Annotated in this window: 16 protein-coding genes, 1 tRNA gene and 2 pseudogenes; 6 read left to right on the top strand and 13 right to left on the bottom strand. The window is 67.2% G+C overall.

Going from position 1 to position 17,722, the window contains the following annotated elements; genetic code table 11:
* Positions 1-3: 3 nt before the first annotated feature.
* Together ACQ66H_RS17730 and tsaE are read right to left on the bottom strand one after the other, a co-directional pair.
* Positions 4-1,359 (bottom strand): N-acetylmuramoyl-L-alanine amidase, encoded by a 1,356-nt coding sequence (locus tag ACQ66H_RS17730; RefSeq protein WP_430435113.1) that lies wholly within the window; start codon positions 1,357-1,359, stop codon positions 4-6.
* Positions 1,308-1,820: a tRNA (adenosine(37)-N6)-threonylcarbamoyltransferase complex ATPase subunit type 1 TsaE gene (gene tsaE / locus ACQ66H_RS17735; RefSeq protein WP_304011956.1), complete on the bottom strand. Its 513-nt coding sequence runs from the start codon at positions 1,818-1,820 to the stop codon at positions 1,308-1,310. The genes ACQ66H_RS17730 and tsaE overlap by 52 nt, the downstream gene beginning before the upstream one ends.
* A gap of 54 nt (positions 1,821-1,874) precedes the next feature.
* On the opposite strand from tsaE, the gene queG reads away from it, so the two are divergent.
* Both queG and ACQ66H_RS17745 read left to right on the top strand, forming a co-directional pair.
* Entirely contained in the window at positions 1,875-2,954 is a 1,080-nt protein-coding gene (gene queG / locus ACQ66H_RS17740) for a tRNA epoxyqueuosine(34) reductase QueG (protein ID WP_430435114.1), read from the top strand.
* Positions 2,951-3,151 carry a SlyX family protein gene (locus tag ACQ66H_RS17745; RefSeq protein ID WP_019916815.1) on the top strand — a complete coding sequence of 67 codons (201 nt, stop codon included), beginning with the start codon at positions 2,951-2,953 and terminating at the stop codon, positions 3,149-3,151. Before queG ends, ACQ66H_RS17745 begins: the two co-directional genes overlap by 4 nt.
* A 9-nt stretch (positions 3,152-3,160) precedes the next feature.
* Here the strand turns inward: ACQ66H_RS17745 and gluQRS are convergent, their stop codons facing one another.
* Positions 3,161-4,045: a tRNA glutamyl-Q(34) synthetase GluQRS gene (gluQRS, locus tag ACQ66H_RS17750; protein ID WP_430435115.1), complete on the bottom strand. Its 885-nt coding sequence runs from the start codon at positions 4,043-4,045 to the stop codon at positions 3,161-3,163.
* Positions 4,046-4,084: 39 nt separating this feature from the next.
* Here gluQRS and trxA point away from each other — a divergent pair, with 39 nt between their 5' ends.
* Complete coding sequence (gene trxA, locus ACQ66H_RS17755; RefSeq protein WP_020165826.1) at positions 4,085-4,462, top strand: thioredoxin; 378 nt, start codon at positions 4,085-4,087, stop codon at positions 4,460-4,462.
* Positions 4,463-4,492: 30 nt separating this feature from the next.
* Here the strand turns inward: trxA and ACQ66H_RS17760 are convergent, their stop codons facing one another.
* Complete coding sequence (locus ACQ66H_RS17760) at positions 4,493-5,137, bottom strand: glutathione S-transferase family protein (RefSeq protein ID WP_430435116.1); 645 nt, start codon at positions 5,135-5,137, stop codon at positions 4,493-4,495.
* A 231-nt stretch (positions 5,138-5,368) separates the two neighbouring features.
* Here ACQ66H_RS17760 and ACQ66H_RS17765 point away from each other — a divergent pair, with 231 nt between their 5' ends.
* The gene (locus tag ACQ66H_RS17765; RefSeq protein ID WP_430435117.1) at positions 5,369-7,195 is read left to right on the top strand and encodes a thioredoxin domain-containing protein; all 1,827 of its coding nucleotides are present in this window, start codon (positions 5,369-5,371) and stop codon (positions 7,193-7,195) included.
* 21 nt (positions 7,196-7,216) lie between these two features.
* Here ACQ66H_RS17765 and ACQ66H_RS17770 read toward each other — a convergent pair whose 3' ends face one another.
* From ACQ66H_RS17770 to ACQ66H_RS17810, 9 genes and pseudogenes are all read right to left on the bottom strand, one after another.
* Positions 7,217-7,714, bottom strand: coding sequence for a DUF1579 domain-containing protein (locus tag ACQ66H_RS17770; RefSeq protein WP_430435118.1), 498 nt, complete (start codon positions 7,712-7,714; stop codon positions 7,217-7,219).
* Between the two features lie 146 nt (positions 7,715-7,860).
* Complete coding sequence (ychF, locus tag ACQ66H_RS17775) at positions 7,861-8,952, bottom strand: redox-regulated ATPase YchF (RefSeq protein ID WP_430435119.1); 1,092 nt, start codon at positions 8,950-8,952, stop codon at positions 7,861-7,863.
* 15 nt (positions 8,953-8,967) lie between these two features.
* On the bottom strand, positions 8,968-9,594 hold the full coding sequence (gene pth / locus ACQ66H_RS17780; RefSeq protein WP_430435120.1) for an aminoacyl-tRNA hydrolase: 627 nt from the start codon (positions 9,592-9,594) through the stop codon (positions 8,968-8,970).
* Positions 9,595-9,603: 9 nt separating this feature from the next.
* Positions 9,604-10,211, bottom strand: a pseudogene (locus ACQ66H_RS17785) (50S ribosomal protein L25/general stress protein Ctc).
* Positions 10,212-10,272: 61 nt separating this feature from the next.
* Positions 10,273-11,223: a ribose-phosphate pyrophosphokinase gene (locus ACQ66H_RS17790; RefSeq protein ID WP_430435121.1), complete on the bottom strand. Its 951-nt coding sequence runs from the start codon at positions 11,221-11,223 to the stop codon at positions 10,273-10,275.
* A 156-nt stretch (positions 11,224-11,379) separates the two neighbouring features.
* Positions 11,380-11,456 (bottom strand) — tRNA-Gln (locus tag ACQ66H_RS17795).
* Positions 11,457-11,497: 41 nt separating this feature from the next.
* Positions 11,498-12,394: a 4-(cytidine 5'-diphospho)-2-C-methyl-D-erythritol kinase gene (gene ispE, locus ACQ66H_RS17800; RefSeq protein ID WP_430435122.1), complete on the bottom strand. Its 897-nt coding sequence runs from the start codon at positions 12,392-12,394 to the stop codon at positions 11,498-11,500.
* On the bottom strand, positions 12,391-12,975 hold the full coding sequence (gene lolB, locus ACQ66H_RS17805; protein WP_430435123.1) for a lipoprotein insertase outer membrane protein LolB: 585 nt from the start codon (positions 12,973-12,975) through the stop codon (positions 12,391-12,393). Before lolB ends, ispE begins: the two co-directional genes overlap by 4 nt.
* Positions 12,975-14,708, bottom strand: a complete 1,734-nt coding sequence (locus tag ACQ66H_RS17810) for a tetratricopeptide repeat protein (RefSeq protein WP_430435124.1) — start codon at positions 14,706-14,708, stop codon at positions 12,975-12,977. Before ACQ66H_RS17810 ends, lolB begins: the two co-directional genes overlap by 1 nt.
* A gap of 185 nt (positions 14,709-14,893) precedes the next feature.
* On the opposite strand from ACQ66H_RS17810, the gene mutM reads away from it, so the two are divergent.
* On the top strand, positions 14,894-15,706 hold the full coding sequence (gene mutM / locus ACQ66H_RS17815) for a bifunctional DNA-formamidopyrimidine glycosylase/DNA-(apurinic or apyrimidinic site) lyase (protein ID WP_430435125.1): 813 nt from the start codon (positions 14,894-14,896) through the stop codon (positions 15,704-15,706).
* Positions 15,707-15,752: 46 nt separating this feature from the next.
* Positions 15,753-17,707, top strand: a pseudogene (locus tag ACQ66H_RS17820) (dynamin family protein).
* The last annotated feature ends 15 nt before the right edge of the window (positions 17,708-17,722 follow it).

Below are 17,722 nucleotides of genomic sequence, written 5' to 3' on the forward strand. Positions count from 1 at the left end.
CGCTTACAGCGACGCCAGCCGCGACTTGGCCATCGGCGGATTCTTCGCCAGATAGCGGCGGATGCCGCGCAGGATGGCGTCGGCCAGCTTGTCCTGGTAGGCGTCGTCGGTCAGCCGCTTCTCTTCTTCCGGGTTGGAAATGAAGGCGGTCTCGACCAGGATGGACGGAATGTCCGGCGCCTTCAGCACGGCGAAGCCGGCCTGCTCGACATGCGGCTTGTGCAGCGTGTTCACGCCGCCCAGTTCGCCCAGCACGGCGCGGCCCAGCTTCATCGAATCGTTCATCGTCGCCGTCTGCGACAGGTCGAGCAGCGTGCGCGCGAGATAGGGGTCCTTGACGTCGAGATTGACGCCGCCGATCAGGTCGGCCGAGTTCTCGCGCTGCGCCAGCCAGCGCGCGGCCGAACTGGTGGCGCCACGGTCGGACAGCACGAACACCGAACTGCCGCGCGCATCGGGCCGCACGAAGGCGTCAGCGTGGATGGACACGAACAGGTCGGCGCGCACGCGGCGCGCCTTGGCGACGCGAGTGCCCAGCGGCACGAAGAAATCGGCGTCGCGCGTCAGTACGGCGCGCATCGTCGGGTCGGCGTCTATCTTTTTCTGCAGGCGCTGTGCCACTTCCAGCGTCACGTTCTTCTCGTAGCTGCCGCCACGGCCAACCGCACCGGGGTCTTCACCGCCATGGCCGGGGTCGAGCACGATGGTGACGAGGCGACTCACGTTGACCTCCGTCTTCTTGCTGCCCGCATCGCGCGACGCGGTCTGATTCGCCGGTTCGGGTGCCGGCTCGGCCGCCTGCGACTGTGCAGGCGCGTCGGGCTGGTCGGGTGCGACGTCGCCCTGGTACTGGATGTCGCCCTGACGCGCGAGCTGCATCAGCGGGTCGATGGGCTGCGACGGATAGATGTCCATCACCAGCCGGTGACCGTACTGACCGACCGGCGCCAGCGTGAATACCTGCGGCTTCACCTCGGTCTTCAGCTCCATCACAAGCCGCACCACGCCCGGCTTGTTGCGGCCGGCGCGGATGAGCTTGATGTAGGGATCGGTATCGGAAATCTTGCCCGGCAGGCTGCCGAGCACGTTGTTCAGCTCCACGCCCTCGATGTCGATCACCAGGCGTTCCGGGTTCTGCACTGTGAAGTGCGCGAACTTCAACGCGTCGCGGGATTCCAGCGTGATGCGGGTATATTCCAGCGACGGCCAGACGCGGACGGCCAGCAGCGAGGTGGCGGCAGCGCGCCCGACCGGGCTCACCGACAGCAGCAGCGCAGCGCCGGAAAACCCGAGAAAATCGCGCCGGCTCAGGTCGCGGGCGGAAGTCCTTCCGCGGCGACGGACAAACGGCTTAAACATGCCCGACCTCCTTCGCTGCCGGCGGACAGCCGCGCACGGCGCGCTTCGCCGACCACGGCGAGCGCGATGCGCAGATCGGGCTGCGGCAGATGCGCGCCCGCCTTGTCCGGCCATTCGACCAGACAGACGCCCGCGCTTTCGCCGGTTTGCCCGAAGTATTCGTCCAGACCTGCTTCGATGAATTCATCCGGATGCGTGAAGCGATAAAAATCAAAGTGATACAACGGGAAGTTTAAGCTAGAAATAGCATACGATTCAAGCAAAGTGAAGGTCGGACTTTTTACCTTTCCCGTATGGCCCAGCGCCCTGAGCAGCCCACGCACCAGCGTGGTCTTGCCGGCGCCCAGGTCGCCGTCCAGAAACACGCACAGGCCGGGCGCCAGCGCGCGCGCCAGTTGCGCGCCCAGCGCCTCGGTGGCGGCGGTGTCGGCGAGGTCCATCGTCAGGGTCGAATCATTCATGGCGGTCTGCGCAAAATCGGATCGGCCGCCATTATCCGCCCGGGTGAGCGCGCGATGAGCGGCACCCTGCCCTGCAGCCCGGAAGAGCTGGTCGCGCACATCCGCGGCTGGGGGCGCGAACTGGGTTTCGCGTCGGTCGGTATCTCCGGCATCGATCTGGGCGAGGCGGAAACCCGGCTGCTCGACTGGCTGGCCGCCGGCCGCCACGGCGAACTGGACTACATGGCGCGCCACGGCGCGATGCGGGCACGCCCCGCCGAACTGGTGCCGGGCACGCTGTCGGTCATCAGCGCACGCATGCCGTACTGGCCGGACAACGCGGCGGACGCGCAGGCGGTGCTGGACGACAGCGACCTCGGCTATGTGTCGCGCTACGCGCTGGGCCGCGATTATCACAAGGTGTTGCGCAACCGGCTGCAGAAGCTGGCGGAACGGATCGAGAGCGTGGTCGGCCCGTTCGGCCACCGTGCATTTACCGATTCGGCGCCGGTGCTGGAAGTCGAGATCGCCCGCCGCGCCGCACTCGGCTGGCGAGGCAAGCACACGCTGCTGATCCACCGCGACGCCGGCTCGATGTTCTTCCTCGGCGAACTGTTCACCACGCTGCCGCTGCCACCCGACGCGCCGCAGCCCGACCACTGCGGCACCTGTACCCGCTGCATCGACGTCTGCCCGACCGGCGCCATCGTCGCGCCCTACCAGCTGGACGCGCGGCTATGCGTGTCCTACTTGACGATAGAACTGGACGGCCCGATTCCCGAGCCGCTACGCCCGGCGATCGGCAACCGCATCTACGGCTGCGACGACTGCCAGCTGGTGTGCCCGTGGAACCGCCACGCGGTCAAGGCCGTCGAGCCGGACTTCGCGGTGCGCAACGGTCTGGACCGCGCTTCGCTGGGTGAGCTGTTCGCCTGGTCGGAGGACGAATTCAACCGCCGCCTCGAAGGCAGCGCGATCCGCCGCATCGGCCATGAGCGCTGGCTGCGCAATATCGCGGTCGCCCTCGGCAACGCGCCGTCCTCCGCCGCCCATATCGCCGCGCTGCAGGCGCGTGCCGACCACGCATCACCGGTCGTGCGCGAACACGTCGCCTGGGCGCTGGCCCGCCAACATTCTCCGGACACGCCGACATGACCGACCGCCTGAACGACCTCGAAGCCCGCATCGCGCTGATGGACGACATGCTGGACGCGCTGAACCGCACCGTGTTCGAGCAGCAGCGCGCCATCGAATCGCTGCAATTGCAGCTCAAGCACGTCTATGCGCAGGTGCAGGGCATGCAACCGGCCGAGCGCGCCGACGCGCAGCAGGACATTCCGCCGCACTACTGAGTCCCTCTGCTACTGCGTCCCGGACAGCGCGGTCAGCGTCCACCGCTGCACCGCCCACGCGAGCAGATCCTCACGCCCCGAGGCCACGACGTCGGTTGGCGGCGGGTGGCGCAGAAAGGCGAGTCCCTCCGCCAGGTCGGTCAGCGCGTCGGCCGGTTCCAGCGCCGGCGCACGTGTCTGCTTGGACAGCTTTTCGCCGTTCGCGTCGAGCACCACCGGCACGTGTGCATAGCGCGGCTGCGGCAGGCCGAGCGCGCGCTGCACCAGGATCTGCCGCGGCGTCGAGGTGAGCAGATCGGCACCGCGCACGATATCGGTCACGCCCTGGTCGGCATCGTCCACCACCACCGCCAGCTGATAGGCGCAGTAGCCGTCGGCACGCCACAGCACGAAATCGCCGGAATCCGCCGCCACATCGACCGCGATGCGACCGAGTACGCGGTCGTCGAACGCAACCTCGCCCGCGGGCACGCGCAAGCGCCAGGCGCGTGGCGCGATGCCGGCGCGATCGCGGCAGGTGCCGGGGTAACGCCGTGCGCCATCAGAGGCCAGCGGCTGCGACTCCAGATCGCGGCGGGTACAGACACAGCCGTAGGCCTGACCGCGGGCGACCAGAGCGTCGAGCGCGGCGCGGTACAGCGCGGTACGCCGGCTCTGCCACACCACCTCGCCGTCCCAGTGCAGACCCAGCGCGTCGAGCTGGCGCAGGATGGTGTCGGCAGCCTCGGGCGAACAGCGCGGCTCGTCCACGTCCTCGATGCGCAACAGCCAGCCGCCGCCGGCCGCGCGCGCATCCAGCCAGCTGGCCAGCGCCGCCACCAGCGAACCCTTGTGCAGCGGGCCGGTCGGACTGGGAGCAAAACGGCCGACATACGGGCGACGCTCGGCTACCATGCCGGCTCGCCCCCGAGCGATTCACACCCAAGGACCCCCATGGCCACCATCGAACTTACCGAAGACAGCTTCAACAGCACGGTCGAAAACAACCCTTTCGTCATCATCGATTTCTGGGCACCCTGGTGCGGCCCCTGCCGCAATTTTGCCCCGGTCTACGAAGCGGCGTCGGAAAAGTATCCGGACATCGTGTTCGCCAAGGTGAATACCGAAGAGGAACAGGGCATCGCCGCCGCCTTCGGCATCCGCTCGATTCCGACCCTGATGGTGTTCCGCGACCAGATCGTGCTGTACGGACAGCCGGGCGCGCTGCCCGCCGGTCAGTTCGAACAACTGATCGAACAAGCCAAGGCGCTGGACATGGACAAGGTGCGCGCCGAAGTGGCCGCCCAGCAGAGCGACGGCGCGACGTCCTGATCGCCGCGGGTGGCCGGCGGATCCGCCGGGTCAGCGATAGCCTTCTTCGGCCAGCACGCGGCGCACCACCGGCCGCTCGCGCATGCGCCGGTAGAAGGCGAGACAGCGTGACGGCAACGGCAGGCCGATGCGGTCGGCCCAGAAGGTGACGTAGAACAGCGCGGCGTCGGCGACCGTCAGGTCGTCGCCGAACAGCCGGCCGTCGTCGTCAATGCGCGCATCGATCAGTGTGAAGGCCTCCGCCACCAGGACCCGGCCCTGCGCCCTGACCGCCTCCAGCCACTGCGCCTTCGCCACGTCGTCCACGCCCGCCGACAGGTAACGCTCGGGCGTGAAGATGCGGGTGTAGCCAGCGCCATGCACGGTGCCCACGACATAAGTCATCAGATCGACGGCGCGCGCGGCGTCGAATGGCGACGCCGGCAGCAGCCGTGCGCGCGGGAACTGCCAGGCCAGCCACAGCGCGATGGACTGGAATTCGGTCAGCGCCGGCTCTTCGTCGATCTGCAGCACCGGAATCGTGCCCTTGGGGTTGATCGCCAGATATTCCGGGCGACGGTGATCGCCGGCAGGCAGGTTCACGACGTAAGCCTCGAACGGCAGCTCCAGATGTTCGAGCAGGATGTGGATGCCGGTCGAGCACGAGCCCGGCGTCATGTGGAAGCGCAATCGCATGGTCGGCCTCTGTCGGTGTGTGGCCGGCGCGCACCGCGCGCCGCATCTCTCCCGCACCGGAAAAGCAAGATGCGTGCAGCGCATGCACGGATCTTGCTGAGCGTCCCGCATCCGCCGGCCAGCGCGGATGCATGAGTCCGCTCGCCGGCCCGAATGTGGGCTTTGGCGTACGCGGCTGTCCTCATTGTCGCGTTCGCGCCGGCCGCACCTGCCGCCCGCGAAGGACATCCGATGAGCACCGACACCGCACTCGCACCGCGCAACCGACTGGCCGGTGAAACGTCCCCTTACCTGCAGCAGCACGCCGGCGATCCGGTGCACTGGTATCCGTGGGGCGAGACCGCCTTCGCCGAAGCGCGCCGGCTCGATCGCCCCATCCTGCTGTCGGTCGGCTACGCCTCCTGCCACTGGTGCCATGTGATGGCGCGCGAGTCCTTTGCCGATCCGGCCACGGCTGCCGCGGTGAATGAGGGCTTCATCGCCATCAAGGTGGACCGCGAGGAGCGACCGGACATCGACGGCCTCTACCAGCAGGCGCTGCAACGGCTGCGTCGCGGCAACGGCGGCTGGCCGCTCACCGTCTTCCTGTCGCCGCAGGGCGTGCCCTTCTACGGCGGCACCTATTTCCCGCGCGAAGCGTCCGGTGGGCAGAGTGCGCTGCGCGACGTCCTGGCGTCGGTCAGCACCGTATGGACCGAAAGGCGCGCCGATCTGGCGCGCCAGGACGAAGCGCTGATTGCGGCGCTCAGCGCCGCCTTGCCGCAGCCCACCGGCGCACCGCTGGACCCATCGGTGCAGGAGGAGGCGATACAGCAGCTGGCGGTCGCCTTCGACGCCCGGCACGGCGGCTTCGGCGGCGCGCCGAAGTTTCCGCATCCGACCGACCTCGACTTCCTGCTGCAGCTGGACAGCGACATCGGCACACCGTCGCCGCGCACGATGGCGCTGGAATCATTGCGTCACATCGCCGAAGGCGGTCTGTTCGACCAGCTTGGCGGCGGCTTCTTCCGCTACAGCGTCGATCCGGCCTGGCACATCCCGCACTTCGAAAAGATGCTGTGCGACAGCGCGATGCTGCTGCCGCTCTACGCCAATGCCTGGCGGGCGAGCGGCGAAGCGCTGTTCCGGCGCACCGCCGAGCTCACCGTGGACTGGGCATTGCGTGAAATGCGCAGCGACGACGGACTGTTCTGCAGCGCGCAGGCCGCGGACGACGCCGCGGGTCGGGAAGGCGGCGTCTATGTGTGGGAGAACGCGGCACTACGTGAAGTGCTCTCGCCGGTCGAATGGGATCTGTGCGCCGCGCACTGGGGTCTGATCGACCCGCCCGGCTTCGAAGGAAAGTCCTGGCATCTGCGCGTCGCACGCAGCGCCGAAAAGCTGGCCGACACCCTCGATCAACCGCTGGCGGCGGTGCAGGCGGTGATCGACGGCGCCCGGGGCCGCCTGCTGAACAGACGCGACGACCGTGAGCGCGCTGCGCGCGACAGCAAGACACCGACCGCCTGGAACGCGCTCATGGTGAAAGCGCTCGCGCATGCCGGCGCCGTATTCGGCCGCAGCGACTGGCTGGATGCCGCGCGCACGACCTTCGACGCGCTGCGCGCGGCACGCTGGCGCGACGACGTGGGCGGCGCCGACCGCCTGCAGTCGCTGCCCGGCATCGACGGCTTTCTCGACGACCACGCCTTCCTGCTGGACGCGGCACTGACGCTGCACGATGCCGCGCCGCACGACGGCGACCTCGTCTTCGCCACACAGTTGGCCGAGGTGATGCTGCTGCGTTTCGAAGACGACGACAAGGGCGGTTTCTTCTTCACCGCCCACGATACGCTGCCGCTGTTCCACCGCAGCAAACCCGCGCTCGACGCCGCCACGCCCGGTGGCAACGGCGTCGCCGCGCTGGCCTTGATCAGGCTGGCACGACGTACCGGCACCGCGCGCTACGTGAACGCGGCCGAACGCTGCGTGTGCCTGTTCGCCGCCACCGTGCGGGCCGACCCGGCCAGCCATACCCGGCTGCTCATGGCCGCGCGCTGGCTGGACGAGGGGCGTTGAGCGACGGCGCGGGCGCGTCGCTCACGCCCCCTGCTGCCGGCGGTAACGGATGCGCATGATGGGCACCCAGTTGCCGGTGGCGTCCTCCATGTGCGAAGACAGCGTGCGTTCGTCCGGACCTACGACCTCTATCGTGTCACGGTAGCGCGCGGTGCCGCTGCCCGAGAAGGCCGGCCCTTCGCTGTACAGGGACAGTACGCGGCCGGCTGCGTCCAGTTCGCCTTCGTACTGCCACAGCGTCGTCATCATCGACCCTGCCCAGTTGCCGACGAAGCGGCCTCCGTTTCCGCGTGCGGGGTCGAAACCCAGGGTCATCAGGGTGCAGGCCGCGCTGCCGTCCGGCATGTCACCGCGCCCCTCGAACAGCACCCACAGATCGCCGAGCGCGCGCACGGTTTCGCAGCCGCTCCAGCACGCGTCGTCCGGCCCTCCGTCGGCCACCGGTTCGCTCTTTCCGCGCCACTCACCCTCGAACTGCTTCAGCCATCGATGCTGATCCTGCGCTTCGATCTTCATCATGTGCTCGCCCTCCATCCTGTCGTGACGCCTTTCCCGATGACCGGCGTATACGAAGTAGACGAAGCGGAGCGGGAAGATTCGACAGCGGACGAAAAAAAGCCCCGGCGACCACGGGTCGCCAGGGCTTTGCCAGAACGGAAGTGTGCTCAGACGTTGAACAGGAAGTTCAGCACGTCGCCGTCCTTGACTACGTATTCCTTGCCTTCGGCGCGCATCTTGCCGGCTTCCTTCGCGCCCTGCTCGCCCTTGAAGGCGATGAAGTCGTCGAAGGCGATGGTCTGGGCGCGGATGAAGCCGCGCTCGAAGTCGGTGTGAATGACGCCAGCAGCCTGCGGCGCCCTGTCGCCCTTGTGGATGGTCCAGGCGCGCACTTCCTTCACACCGGCAGTGAAGTAGGTCTGCAGGCCCAGCAGGTCGTAGCCGGCGCGGATGAGGCGGTTCAGGCCCGGCTCTTCGAGGCCGAGGTCGGCCAGGAAAGCCTTCTTGTCTTCGTCGTCGAGGTCGGCCAGTTCGGCTTCGATCTTCGCGCACACAGCCACCACGGGCGCACCTTCCTTCGCCGCGAACTCACGCAGACGATCGAGGTAGGGGTTGTTGTCAAAACCGTCTTCGAGCACGTTGCCGACATACATGGCGGGCTTGATCGTCAGCAGGCACATCGGTTTGACGATGGCCTTGTCGTCGTCCGACAGGTTCAGCGTGCGCGCCGGCTTGCCTTCGTTCAGGTGCGGCAGCAGCTTTTCCAGCACGGCAACCAGCTTGGCCGCGTCCTTGTCGCCGGCGCGCGCCTTCTTGGTGTCGCGCGCGATGGTGCGCTCGACGGCGGCGAGGTCGGCCAGCGCCAGTTCGGTCACGATGGTTTCGATGTCGGCGATCGGGTCGACACGGCCATTGACGTGCACCACGTTCTCGTCGTCGAAGCAGCGCACGACGTTAACGATGGCGTCGGTTTCGCGGATGTTGGCAAGAAACTGGTTGCCGAGGCCTTCGCCCTTGCTGGCACCGGCGACCAGACCGGCGATGTTGACGAATTCGACGATGGCCGGCTGTATCTTCTGCGGCTTCACGATTTCGGAAAGCTGCGCCAGGCGCGGGTCCGGCACCTCGACGATGCCGACGTTGGGCTCGATCGTGCAGAACGGGTAGTTCTCGGCGGCGATGCCGGCCTTGGTGAGCGCATTGAAAAGCGTGGACTTGCCGACGTTGGGCAGGCCGACGATGCCGCATTTGAGGCTCATGTCTGGATTCCTTGATTAGGCACTCTTGGGCGCCTTGCCGGCGCCGGGCTTCGCATTGAGCAGGGTGGACACGCGCGTCCAGTCGCCGGCGGCGATCATCGGCCAGGCGTCGAGCGCACGCTCGATGGCGGCGTCGATATCACGCTGTTCCTCGATGCGCGGGCGGTGCAGTACATAGTCGGCCACTTCCGATCCCGGTGCCAGTTGGCGCGGATGGCCGATGCCGATGCGCAACCGCCAGTAGTCGTGCGTGGCCAGATGGGCACTGATGTCCTTCAGTCCGTTGTGACCGCCGAGGCCACCGCCGAATTTCAGGCGTAGTTCGCCCGGCTGGATGTCGAGCTCATCGTGCACCACCAGTATTTCAGCCGGTGCGATGCGGAAGAAGCGGGCGAGCGCGCCGACCGACTGGCCGGAGCGGTTCATGAAGGTCTGCGGCAGCAATATCGTGATGCCGTCGGCACGCGACGAACCGGTGAAGCCGCTGAATCGCGCTTCACGGTTGAGCGTAACGCCCAGCTTGCGTGCCAGCCCCTCACAAAACCAAAACCCGGCGTTGTGCCGGGTTTCGGAATAGTCCGGACCGGGGTTGCCCAGTCCGACGACGAGCCGGGGCACGGCCTTGGAACCGTTCCCGGACATCGCCTGTGCTTACTTCTCTTCGCCGCCTTCGGCCGCGGCTTCGTCAGCCTTGGCGCCGCGCGGCAGCGTCAGCGTGACGATCACCGGGTCGGCGCCGTGGGTCAGCGCTTCAACGCCGGCCGGCAGCTTGATCTGCGACACGTGGATGGACTGGCCGACCGACAGACCGGACAGGTCAACTTCGATGAATTCCGGCAGCTGGCTCGGCAGGCACTGCACGTCCAGTTCGTTCATCACGTGCGACACGATGCCACCCTGCAGCTTGACGCCCGGGGCTGCGTCGGCATTGACGAAGTGGAACGGCACCTTGGTGTGCAGCTTGTGCGTGGCATCGACGCGCTGGAAGTGACGTGCAGCACCTGCAGCTTGTAGGCGTGCATCTGGGTGTCGCGCAGCAGCACCGTTTCCTTCGTGCCTTCGACGTTCAGCGTCAGCACGGACGCATGGAAAGCTTCCTTGCGCAGGGCGTGAAAGATTTCGTTGTGGTCGAGCGTGATCGGCGTGGCGGGCTTGTCGCCGCCGTAGATGATGGCCGGGACCTGGTCGGCGCGACGCAGGCGGCGGCTCGCTCCGGTGCCCTGCGCATCGCGCTTCTTGACGTTCATTTCGATGGACATGATGACTCCTGGTGGATGAAGGGTCGCCCGCGACCAGGCGACCCGGGGTGTCCCGCTTCAATTACTCCATGAAGAGGGACGAAACGGATTCCTCGTTGCTGATGCGCAGCAGGGTTTCGGCCAGCAGTTCGGCGATGGACACGACACGGATGCGGCCGCAGGCCTGGGCGGCCGGCGACAGCGGGATGGTGTCGGTCACGACCAGCTGGTCGAGATCGGAATTCTGGATGCGATTGACGGCCTCGCCGGACAGCACGGCGTGGGTACAGTAGGCGAGCACGCGGGCGGCGCCGTGTTCCTTCAGCGCCTGCGCCGCCTTGCACAGCGTGCCGGCGGTGTTGACCATGTCGTCCATGATGACGCAGGTGCGGCCGGTAACGTCGCCGATGATGTTCATCACTTCCGACACGTTCGCCTTCGGGCGACGCTTGTCGATGATGGCCAGGTCACATTCGAGGCGCTTGGCGAACGCACGCGCGCGCACCACGCCGCCGACGTCGGGCGAAACGGCCATCAGGTTCGGATATTCCTGCTTCCAGATGTCACCGAGCAGGATGGGCGTGGCGTAGATGTTGTCGACCGGGATGTCGAAGAAGCCTTGGATCTGGTCGGCGTGGAGGTCCACCGTCAGCAGGCGCTGCACGCCCACGGCCTGCAGCATGTTGGCCACCACCTTGGCGGTGATCGGCACGCGCGCGCTGCGCGGGCGGCGATCCTGGCGGGCATAGCCGAAATAGGGCATCGCCGCGGTAATGCGGCCGGCCGAAGCGCGCTTCAGCGCATCGACCAGGATGACCAGTTCCATCAGGCTGTCGTTGGTCGGCGCACAGGTCGATTGCAGCACGAACACGTCCTTGCCGCGGACGTTCTCGAGGATTTCGACGTTGACTTCGCCGTCGGAGAAACGGCCCACCTGCGCGCGGCCGAGCGACATGTTGAGCCGCTTGGCAACGTCCGCCGCCAGTTTGGGGTTGGCGTTGCCGGTAAAGATCATCAGGCTGTCGTAAGCCATGCTGCCTCGCGAAACTCGGTGATTGCTGAATTGAAACCGGGAGAACCGGTCCTGCTCTTTCCAGGCGGATGACCGGTTTCAACCCGTCGGCATGCCTGCTGCCCTGAAAACACATCGGGCAGGCCCGCACTCCCTGCGGGCCCGCCCGATCAAATTTGGCTGAGGAGGAAGGATTCGAACCTTCGAATGCCGGAATCAAAATCCGGTGCCTTGACCAACTTGGCGACTCCCCAAACTCTGCATCGACCGCGTCGCGCTCTTGCGCCCCACGGTGTCAAACCATTGCAGTCATCCGGTACAGCGGGTGCTCGTCCAGCCCCTGTGCAACGAATCCCTGCCAGCCCGCCGGCCACGATGCCGACGACGCCTTCATCAAATCCTGTGCTGCCGGCAGATCGGCGCATTGTACAAACACGCACGCGCCCGAACCGCTCATTCTCACCGCGCCGCGCCCGGCCAGTGCCGCCAGCATGTCGATGGCCTGTCTGACTTCCGGGTACAGCCTCGCTGCGACCGGCTCAAGATCGTTGCGCCCGAAAAGCGCCGCCGAATCGGCCGCTGCAGCAAAGTCCGCTATTGTGCAAGCTTCGGTATTTCGTGTCAATTCCGGGTCGGCAAAAATCCGTGGCGTCGGTACCGACACGCCCGGCGCCACCACCAGATAGGCCGCCGGCGGCAATTCGAGCGGCTGCAGCACCTCGCCGACGCCTTCGGCAAACGCGGCACGACCGAACACGAACACCGGCACGTCGGCGCCCAGCTGCAACCCCAGCGCCTGCAGCCGCGCGCGCGGCAGATCCAGTTCCCACAGTCGGTTCAACGCGAGCAGCACGGTCGCAGCGTCGGAACTGCCGCCGCCAACGCCACCGCCCATCGGCAGACGCTTGTCCAGTTCGATGTTGACGCCACGCCCGCAGCCCGTCTCCGCCTGCAGCAGGCGGGCGGCACGCACACACAGGTCGTCGGCCTCGGGCACGCCGGGCAGTGGGTTGACGCGCCTCACCTCGCCGTCGTCTCGCGGCGAGAAGCGCAGGCGGTCACCGAAATCGACGAAGCGGAAGGCGGTCTGCAGCAGGTGGTAGCCATCCGGGCGGCGGCCGGTCACGTGCAGGAACAGATTGATCTTGGCCGGTGCGTCGAGCCAGACCTGCCAGTTGATACGCGCAGTCACGGCAACGGGTACCAGGCGTCGATGCGCAGACGGAAGCTGTGTTCGCCGTCGCTGGCGTCGATCTGCCGCGGCAGCGCGTCCGGGCCGTCGCCGTCGTATTCGGTGAATTCGACGCGCCAGGACTGTTCGGTCAGCACGGCGACACGCCCGGCGGCGTCACGCGACCGCACGTCGGCGCTGCCCGGCCGGCCGGTCACCCAGTAGGCGGCCCGCGACAGCGGCAGTTCGGCGCCGAACACCGCACGCGACAGTTCGTCGAGCGTCGCCGCCTCGGTAACGCGCTGGCGCTCGTCGATCAGGCGCACGCCTTGCGGGTCGCGCACCAGCTGCGCCAGCACCTTGCCGAGCGGTCCGTTGATCTGCAGTTCGTCGCGGTCCTTCGCGTGCTGCCAGTCCAGCGCCGCCGAGGCGGTCTGTTCGGGCCCTTTGACAACGAAGCGTCCGCTCAGCGAAAAGGCGGGATTGGCCGCGTCACGCGCACGCTCGCGCAGCGCGAGCACCTGCGGATCTTCGACAGCCGGCGGCGGCAGCGCGGCACAACCGGCCAGCGCCAGCGCGCCGGCACACAGCAGCACCCGCATCACGGAATGTAGCGCTTGATGGTCGATTCCAGCGCGGCGTTGTCCGGGTGCTGCGCAGCAACCGTGCGCCACAGCTTCTCGGCGTCCTCGCGACGACCCAGCAGCCACTGCACTTCGCCGAGGTGAGCGGCGATTTCCGGATCGGGGCGGATCGCGAAGGCGCGCTCGAGATAGGTCAAGGCACCGTTCAGATCGCCGCGCCGGAACAGCACCCAACCCATGCTGTCGAGAATGAAGGGATCATCCGGCGCCAGTTCGAGCCCCTTGGCGATCAGCGCCTGCGCCTCGTCGAGGCGGATGTTGCGATCGGCGAGCGAATAGCCGAGCGCATTGTAGGCATGGGCATGATCCGGTTTCACCTCGATCACCCGGCGCAGCCGCTGTTCGGCGACCTCGATGCGGTTCTGCCGCTCGGCGATCATCGCCGTCTCATACAGCAGTTCCGCATTGTCCGGCTGCGCCACCAGCGCCTCTTCGAGCACGGCGTAACCTTCTTCGACCCGGTTCGCATCGCGCAGCAGCTGGAATTCCATCAGCGCCGAACGTGCCTTGTCACCGCCCGGCCGTGCGGCCAGATCGCGCAGGTGAGCGCGCGCTTCGTCGAGCCGCCCGGTGCGGCTGAGCAGCAGCACGTAACGCCCCTGCGCGCCGAGGTAGTGATCGCCCTGCCCGACCTGGCGATACCAGTCGAGCGCTTCGTCCGGCTGCTTCAGCTCCTCGGCCAGCTGCCCGAGATAGAGCTTGATCAGGTTCATGTCCTGATAGCGCAGCGTCAGCAGCCGCTTGAAATAGGTCTGCGCACCGGCGTAGTCCTGCATCTGCATCGCCAGCACCCCGACCGCGAACACGACGTCCGGATTGTTCGGCGCACCGCCGAGGATGTTCTCGAACTGCTTGCGCGCCTCCGGGAAATTGCGTTCGGCCACCAGCGAACGTGCATATTGCAGCCGCACGTCGCGTGCCTGTGGATACTTCTTCAGGTAGTCGCCCATCAGCCGGGTCGCGGCGTGCGGATCGCTTTCGGCTGTGGCCTGCGCCTTCAGCAGCAGACCGGGCTCCCATTCCGGGCGCATGTCGTGCGCCTTTGTCGCATCGGCCAGCGCACGCTTCGGCTCGCGCGCCTGCATCGCGGCCTGCGAGCGCGCGAACCACGCTTCCGGGTACTGCAGATAGGGCTCGGTCAGGCGATCGACCATGGCCAGCACCTCGACCTTGTCCGACAGACGCCCCAGCACACGGTTGAGCCGCAGCAGGCTCTCGCCGATCTGGTTGCCCTCCTGCGCGAGCAGGCTGGCGAGTTGCGGCTCGAGTTCCTGCGGCCGGTTCGCATTGACCAGCAGGCCGGTCAGCATCTGCCGCGCCTGTACCGACTCGGGATCGAGTTCCAGCCAGAGCTGGGTGGCCTGCAGCGCGATGTCGTTCTGCCGGCTGAAGGCCGATATTTCGGCCGCGCGTTTGGCGATGCGCGGGTCGCGGGTGGACTGCGCCAGATCCATATAGGCGGACGCCGACAGACCCAGTTCGCCGCGCTGTGCCGCCACCTCGCCGAGCAGCAGCTGGTAGGTGATCTGGCGCGTCAGTTCGATTTCGGGCAGCTGCGGTGCGCGTGGCGGCGCGGCCTCTGCCGGAGCCTCGGTCGGCGCAGCCGCCACTGGCGGCCGCTTGGCGGTCTGCGCGCAGGCGCCGAGCACGAGAGGAAGAAGGACAGCGAGCAGGAGGGGTCGGGTCGTCATGGGCATGATCGCCAGTGGCCAGGGTGATTTCGCAACGGACTGAAGCGCTTACGGCCTTTGAGTGTGACGGCTAGAATTCGTTGCAGCGCCCCCGGCGCACCGCCCTATGCGGCGCCAATGCCGGAAACGGCTCCGATCTTATTCCAAAACACGTCCCCGCCGCCGTGCCGCGGCTCACCTTTCCGATGCCCGAACTGCCCGAAGTCGAAGTGACACGCCGTGGCATTGCCGCGCCCTTGACCGGTCGCGTGGCGACCGCGGTCACCCTCCGCAATGCGCGACTGCGCTGGCCGGTACCCGCCGACCTGCCCGCCACGCTGCCCGGCCAGACGCTGCGCGACATCGACCGGCGTGCCAAATACCTGCTGCTGCGCTTCGACCGCGGCACGCTCATCCTGCACCTCGGCATGTCCGGCAGTCTGCGCGTGCTCGACCGCGACGTGCCGGCGGGCACGCACGACCATGTCAACATCGTCTTCGGTGACCGCGTGTTGCGGCTGCGCGACCCACGCCGCTTCGGCGCCGTGCTGTGGCACGAGGGTGCCGACGCCACCCACCCGCTGCTCGCCGGCCTCGGTCCCGAACCGCTCGGCGAGGACTTCAGCGCCGCCGGGCTGCACGCCGCACTGACGCGGCGGCAGTGCGCAATCAAGCTGGCCATCATGGACAGCGCGGTGGTGGTCGGCGTCGGCAACATCTACGCCTCGGAAAGCCTGTTCCGCGCGCGCCTGCGCCCGGGCATGGCGGCCCGGCGCCTGACCCGGCCGCAGTGCGCGCGCCTGTACGACGAAATCCGCGCCACGCTGCGCGACGCGCTCGATGCCGGTGGCAGCACGCTGCGCGACTTCATGCATGCCGACGGCGAACCCGGCTATTTCCAGCAGTCCTATTTCGTCTACGGACGGGATGGCCAGCCCTGCCGCGTATGCGGCACGACGGTGCGCAACCGCCGGATGGGCGGACGTTCGACCTTCTTCTGCCCGACCTGCCAGCGATAGCGCGCAGCGCCTGTGCTAGATTGACATTTGCGTGGAGGAGACGGCGATGGGCATGCAGGAGGAATTGTCGGCATATGGCGCCTGGCGTACGCGGGTCGAACAGACCATCGTGCGTCTGCGCGGCTGGCTGTTCGAAAGCAACCTGAACGACAGCCACAACGATCTGTGCATCGAACAGCTGCTGCAGAAGCTGCGCGACGACCGCCTGGTCGTGGCCTTCGTCGCCGAGTTCTCGCGCGGCAAGTCCGAACTGATCAATGCCGTCTTCTTCGGCGACCAGGGCGCGCGCGTGCTGCCGTCCAGCTCGGGCCGCACCACGATGTGCCCGACCGAACTGATGTACGACGGGTCTCGCCCGGCCTGCATAGACTTGCTGCCGATCGACACCCGGCGTGGCACCACCACGGTGTCCGACCTGAAATCACAGCCCGGCGCCTGGAAGCGCATCGAACTCGACACCACCTCGACGGTGGCCATGCAGCAGGCGCTGGGCCGGGTCAGCGAACAGCGCAAGGTGGCCATCGGCGAAGCCGAGGCACTGGGCTTCCGCATCGATCTGAGCGGCGAGAACGGCCTGCAGCCCGATTCGCAGGGCATGGTCGAGGTGCCGGCGTGGCGCCACGCCATCATCAATCTGCCGCACCCGCTGCTGCGCCAGGGGCTGGTCATCCTCGACACGCCGGGTCTGAACGCGATTGGCGCCGAACCCGAACTGACGTTGTCGCTGCTGCCGTCGGCGCACGCCGTGCTGTTCGTGCTGGGCATGGACACCGGTGTCACGCAGAGCGACCTCGGCGTCTGGAAGACGCACGTGACCGCGGCCGGTGGATCGCGTCAGGGCCGTATCGCCGTGCTGAACAAGATGGACAGTCTGTGGGACGGCCTGCGCTCCGAAACCCAGATCGAATCGGAAATCGCCCGCCAGATCGCCTCCTGCGCAGCCACGCTGGACATCCCGGAGTCGCGCGTGTTTCCGGTATCGGCGCAGAAGGGGCTGCTTGCGCGCATCCAGCATGACGGCGCGCTGCTTGCGCGCAGCCGTCTGCCGCAGCTCGAACGCGCACTGGTCGAGGATCTGCTGCCGGCCAAGCGCGACATCGTCGGCGCCGCCGTCACAAGGACGCACGCGAGCTGATCGCCCGCACGCGCGAGGTGCTGGCAGGCCGCCGGCGCAGCATCGACGACCAGCTGGCCGAATTTTCCGACCTGCGCGGCAAGAACCGTGGCGTCATCCAGTACATGCTGAAGCGGGTGCGGGCGGAAAAGGAGGAGTTCGAACGCGGCCTCGAACGCTTCTATGCCACGCGCAACGTGTTCTCGTCGCAGACCAACGTGCTGTTCGCCCACCTCGGCATGGACGCGCTGCGCGCGCGCACCAACCACACGCGCGAACAGATGGAGGCGGCCAACTTCTCGCTGCAGCTGCGCGACGCGATGAACGCCTTCTTCGACGACGTGCGCGACAGCCTGACCCGCTCGGCCGCCAGCGTGGATGAAATCTTCCGCATGATGGAAGCGATGTACCAGCGCTTCTCGACCGAGCACGACCTGCGTCTGGGCGTGCCGGTGCCGTTCTCGGTCCATCGTTACGAAAAGGACATCACCCGGCTCGAAAAGGCCTTCCACCAGCAGTTCAATACCTGGCTGAACATGCTCACCACCGAAAAGCGCCAGCTGACGCAGCGCTTCTTCGAAACCGTCGCCGTGCAGGTGCGCAAGCACATGGAAGTGGTGAACCGCGACGTCGAGCACTGGCTGCGCGCCATCATGGCGCCGCTCGAGAACCAGGTGCGCGAACACCAGAAGCAGCTGAAGCGCCGGCTCGAAAGCGTGAAGCGCATCCACGAGGCGACCGACACGCTGGAAGAGCGGATCGAGGAACTGCGCCAGAACGGCGCGGCGATCGATCAGCAGCTGGAGGAACTGGCGCGTCTCGAAAGCGCGCTCGACTCGGCGCTCAAGGCACCGGTACTGCGGGTCATCTCGGCCGCGGCGGCCTGAGCACGCCGGGGCCGG

The organism is Methyloversatilis sp. (assembly GCF_965284615.1).
Lineage (GTDB): Bacteria > Pseudomonadota > Gammaproteobacteria > Burkholderiales > Rhodocyclaceae > Methyloversatilis.

Bases quoted from the DNA above. Each gene is read 5' to 3' on its own strand.
- ACQ66H_RS17730 (WP_430435113.1), bottom strand. From the start codon at position 1,359: ATGTTTAAGCCGTTTGTCCGTCGCCGCGGAAGGACTTCCGCCCGCGAC.
- tsaE (WP_304011956.1), bottom strand. From the start codon at position 1,820: ATGAATGATTCGACCCTGACGATGGACCTCGCCGACACCGCCGCCACC.
- queG (WP_430435114.1), top strand. From the start codon at position 1,875: ATGAGCGGCACCCTGCCCTGCAGCCCGGAAGAGCTGGTCGCGCACATC.
- ACQ66H_RS17745 (WP_019916815.1), top strand. From the start codon at position 2,951: ATGACCGACCGCCTGAACGACCTCGAAGCCCGCATCGCGCTGATGGAC.
- gluQRS (WP_430435115.1), bottom strand. From the start codon at position 4,045: ATGGTAGCCGAGCGTCGCCCGTATGTCGGCCGTTTTGCTCCCAGTCCG.
- trxA (WP_020165826.1), top strand. From the start codon at position 4,085: ATGGCCACCATCGAACTTACCGAAGACAGCTTCAACAGCACGGTCGAA.
- ACQ66H_RS17760 (WP_430435116.1), bottom strand. From the start codon at position 5,137: ATGCGATTGCGCTTCCACATGACGCCGGGCTCGTGCTCGACCGGCATC.
- ACQ66H_RS17765 (WP_430435117.1), top strand. From the start codon at position 5,369: ATGAGCACCGACACCGCACTCGCACCGCGCAACCGACTGGCCGGTGAA.
- ACQ66H_RS17770 (WP_430435118.1), bottom strand. From the start codon at position 7,714: ATGATGAAGATCGAAGCGCAGGATCAGCATCGATGGCTGAAGCAGTTC.
- ychF (WP_430435119.1), bottom strand. From the start codon at position 8,952: ATGAGCCTCAAATGCGGCATCGTCGGCCTGCCCAACGTCGGCAAGTCC.
- pth (WP_430435120.1), bottom strand. From the start codon at position 9,594: ATGTCCGGGAACGGTTCCAAGGCCGTGCCCCGGCTCGTCGTCGGACTG.
- ACQ66H_RS17790 (WP_430435121.1), bottom strand. From the start codon at position 11,223: ATGGCTTACGACAGCCTGATGATCTTTACCGGCAACGCCAACCCCAAA.
- lolB (WP_430435123.1), bottom strand. From the start codon at position 12,975: ATGCGGGTGCTGCTGTGTGCCGGCGCGCTGGCGCTGGCCGGTTGTGCC.
- ACQ66H_RS17810 (WP_430435124.1), bottom strand. From the start codon at position 14,708: ATGACGACCCGACCCCTCCTGCTCGCTGTCCTTCTTCCTCTCGTGCTC.
- mutM (WP_430435125.1), top strand. From the start codon at position 14,894: ATGCCCGAACTGCCCGAAGTCGAAGTGACACGCCGTGGCATTGCCGCG.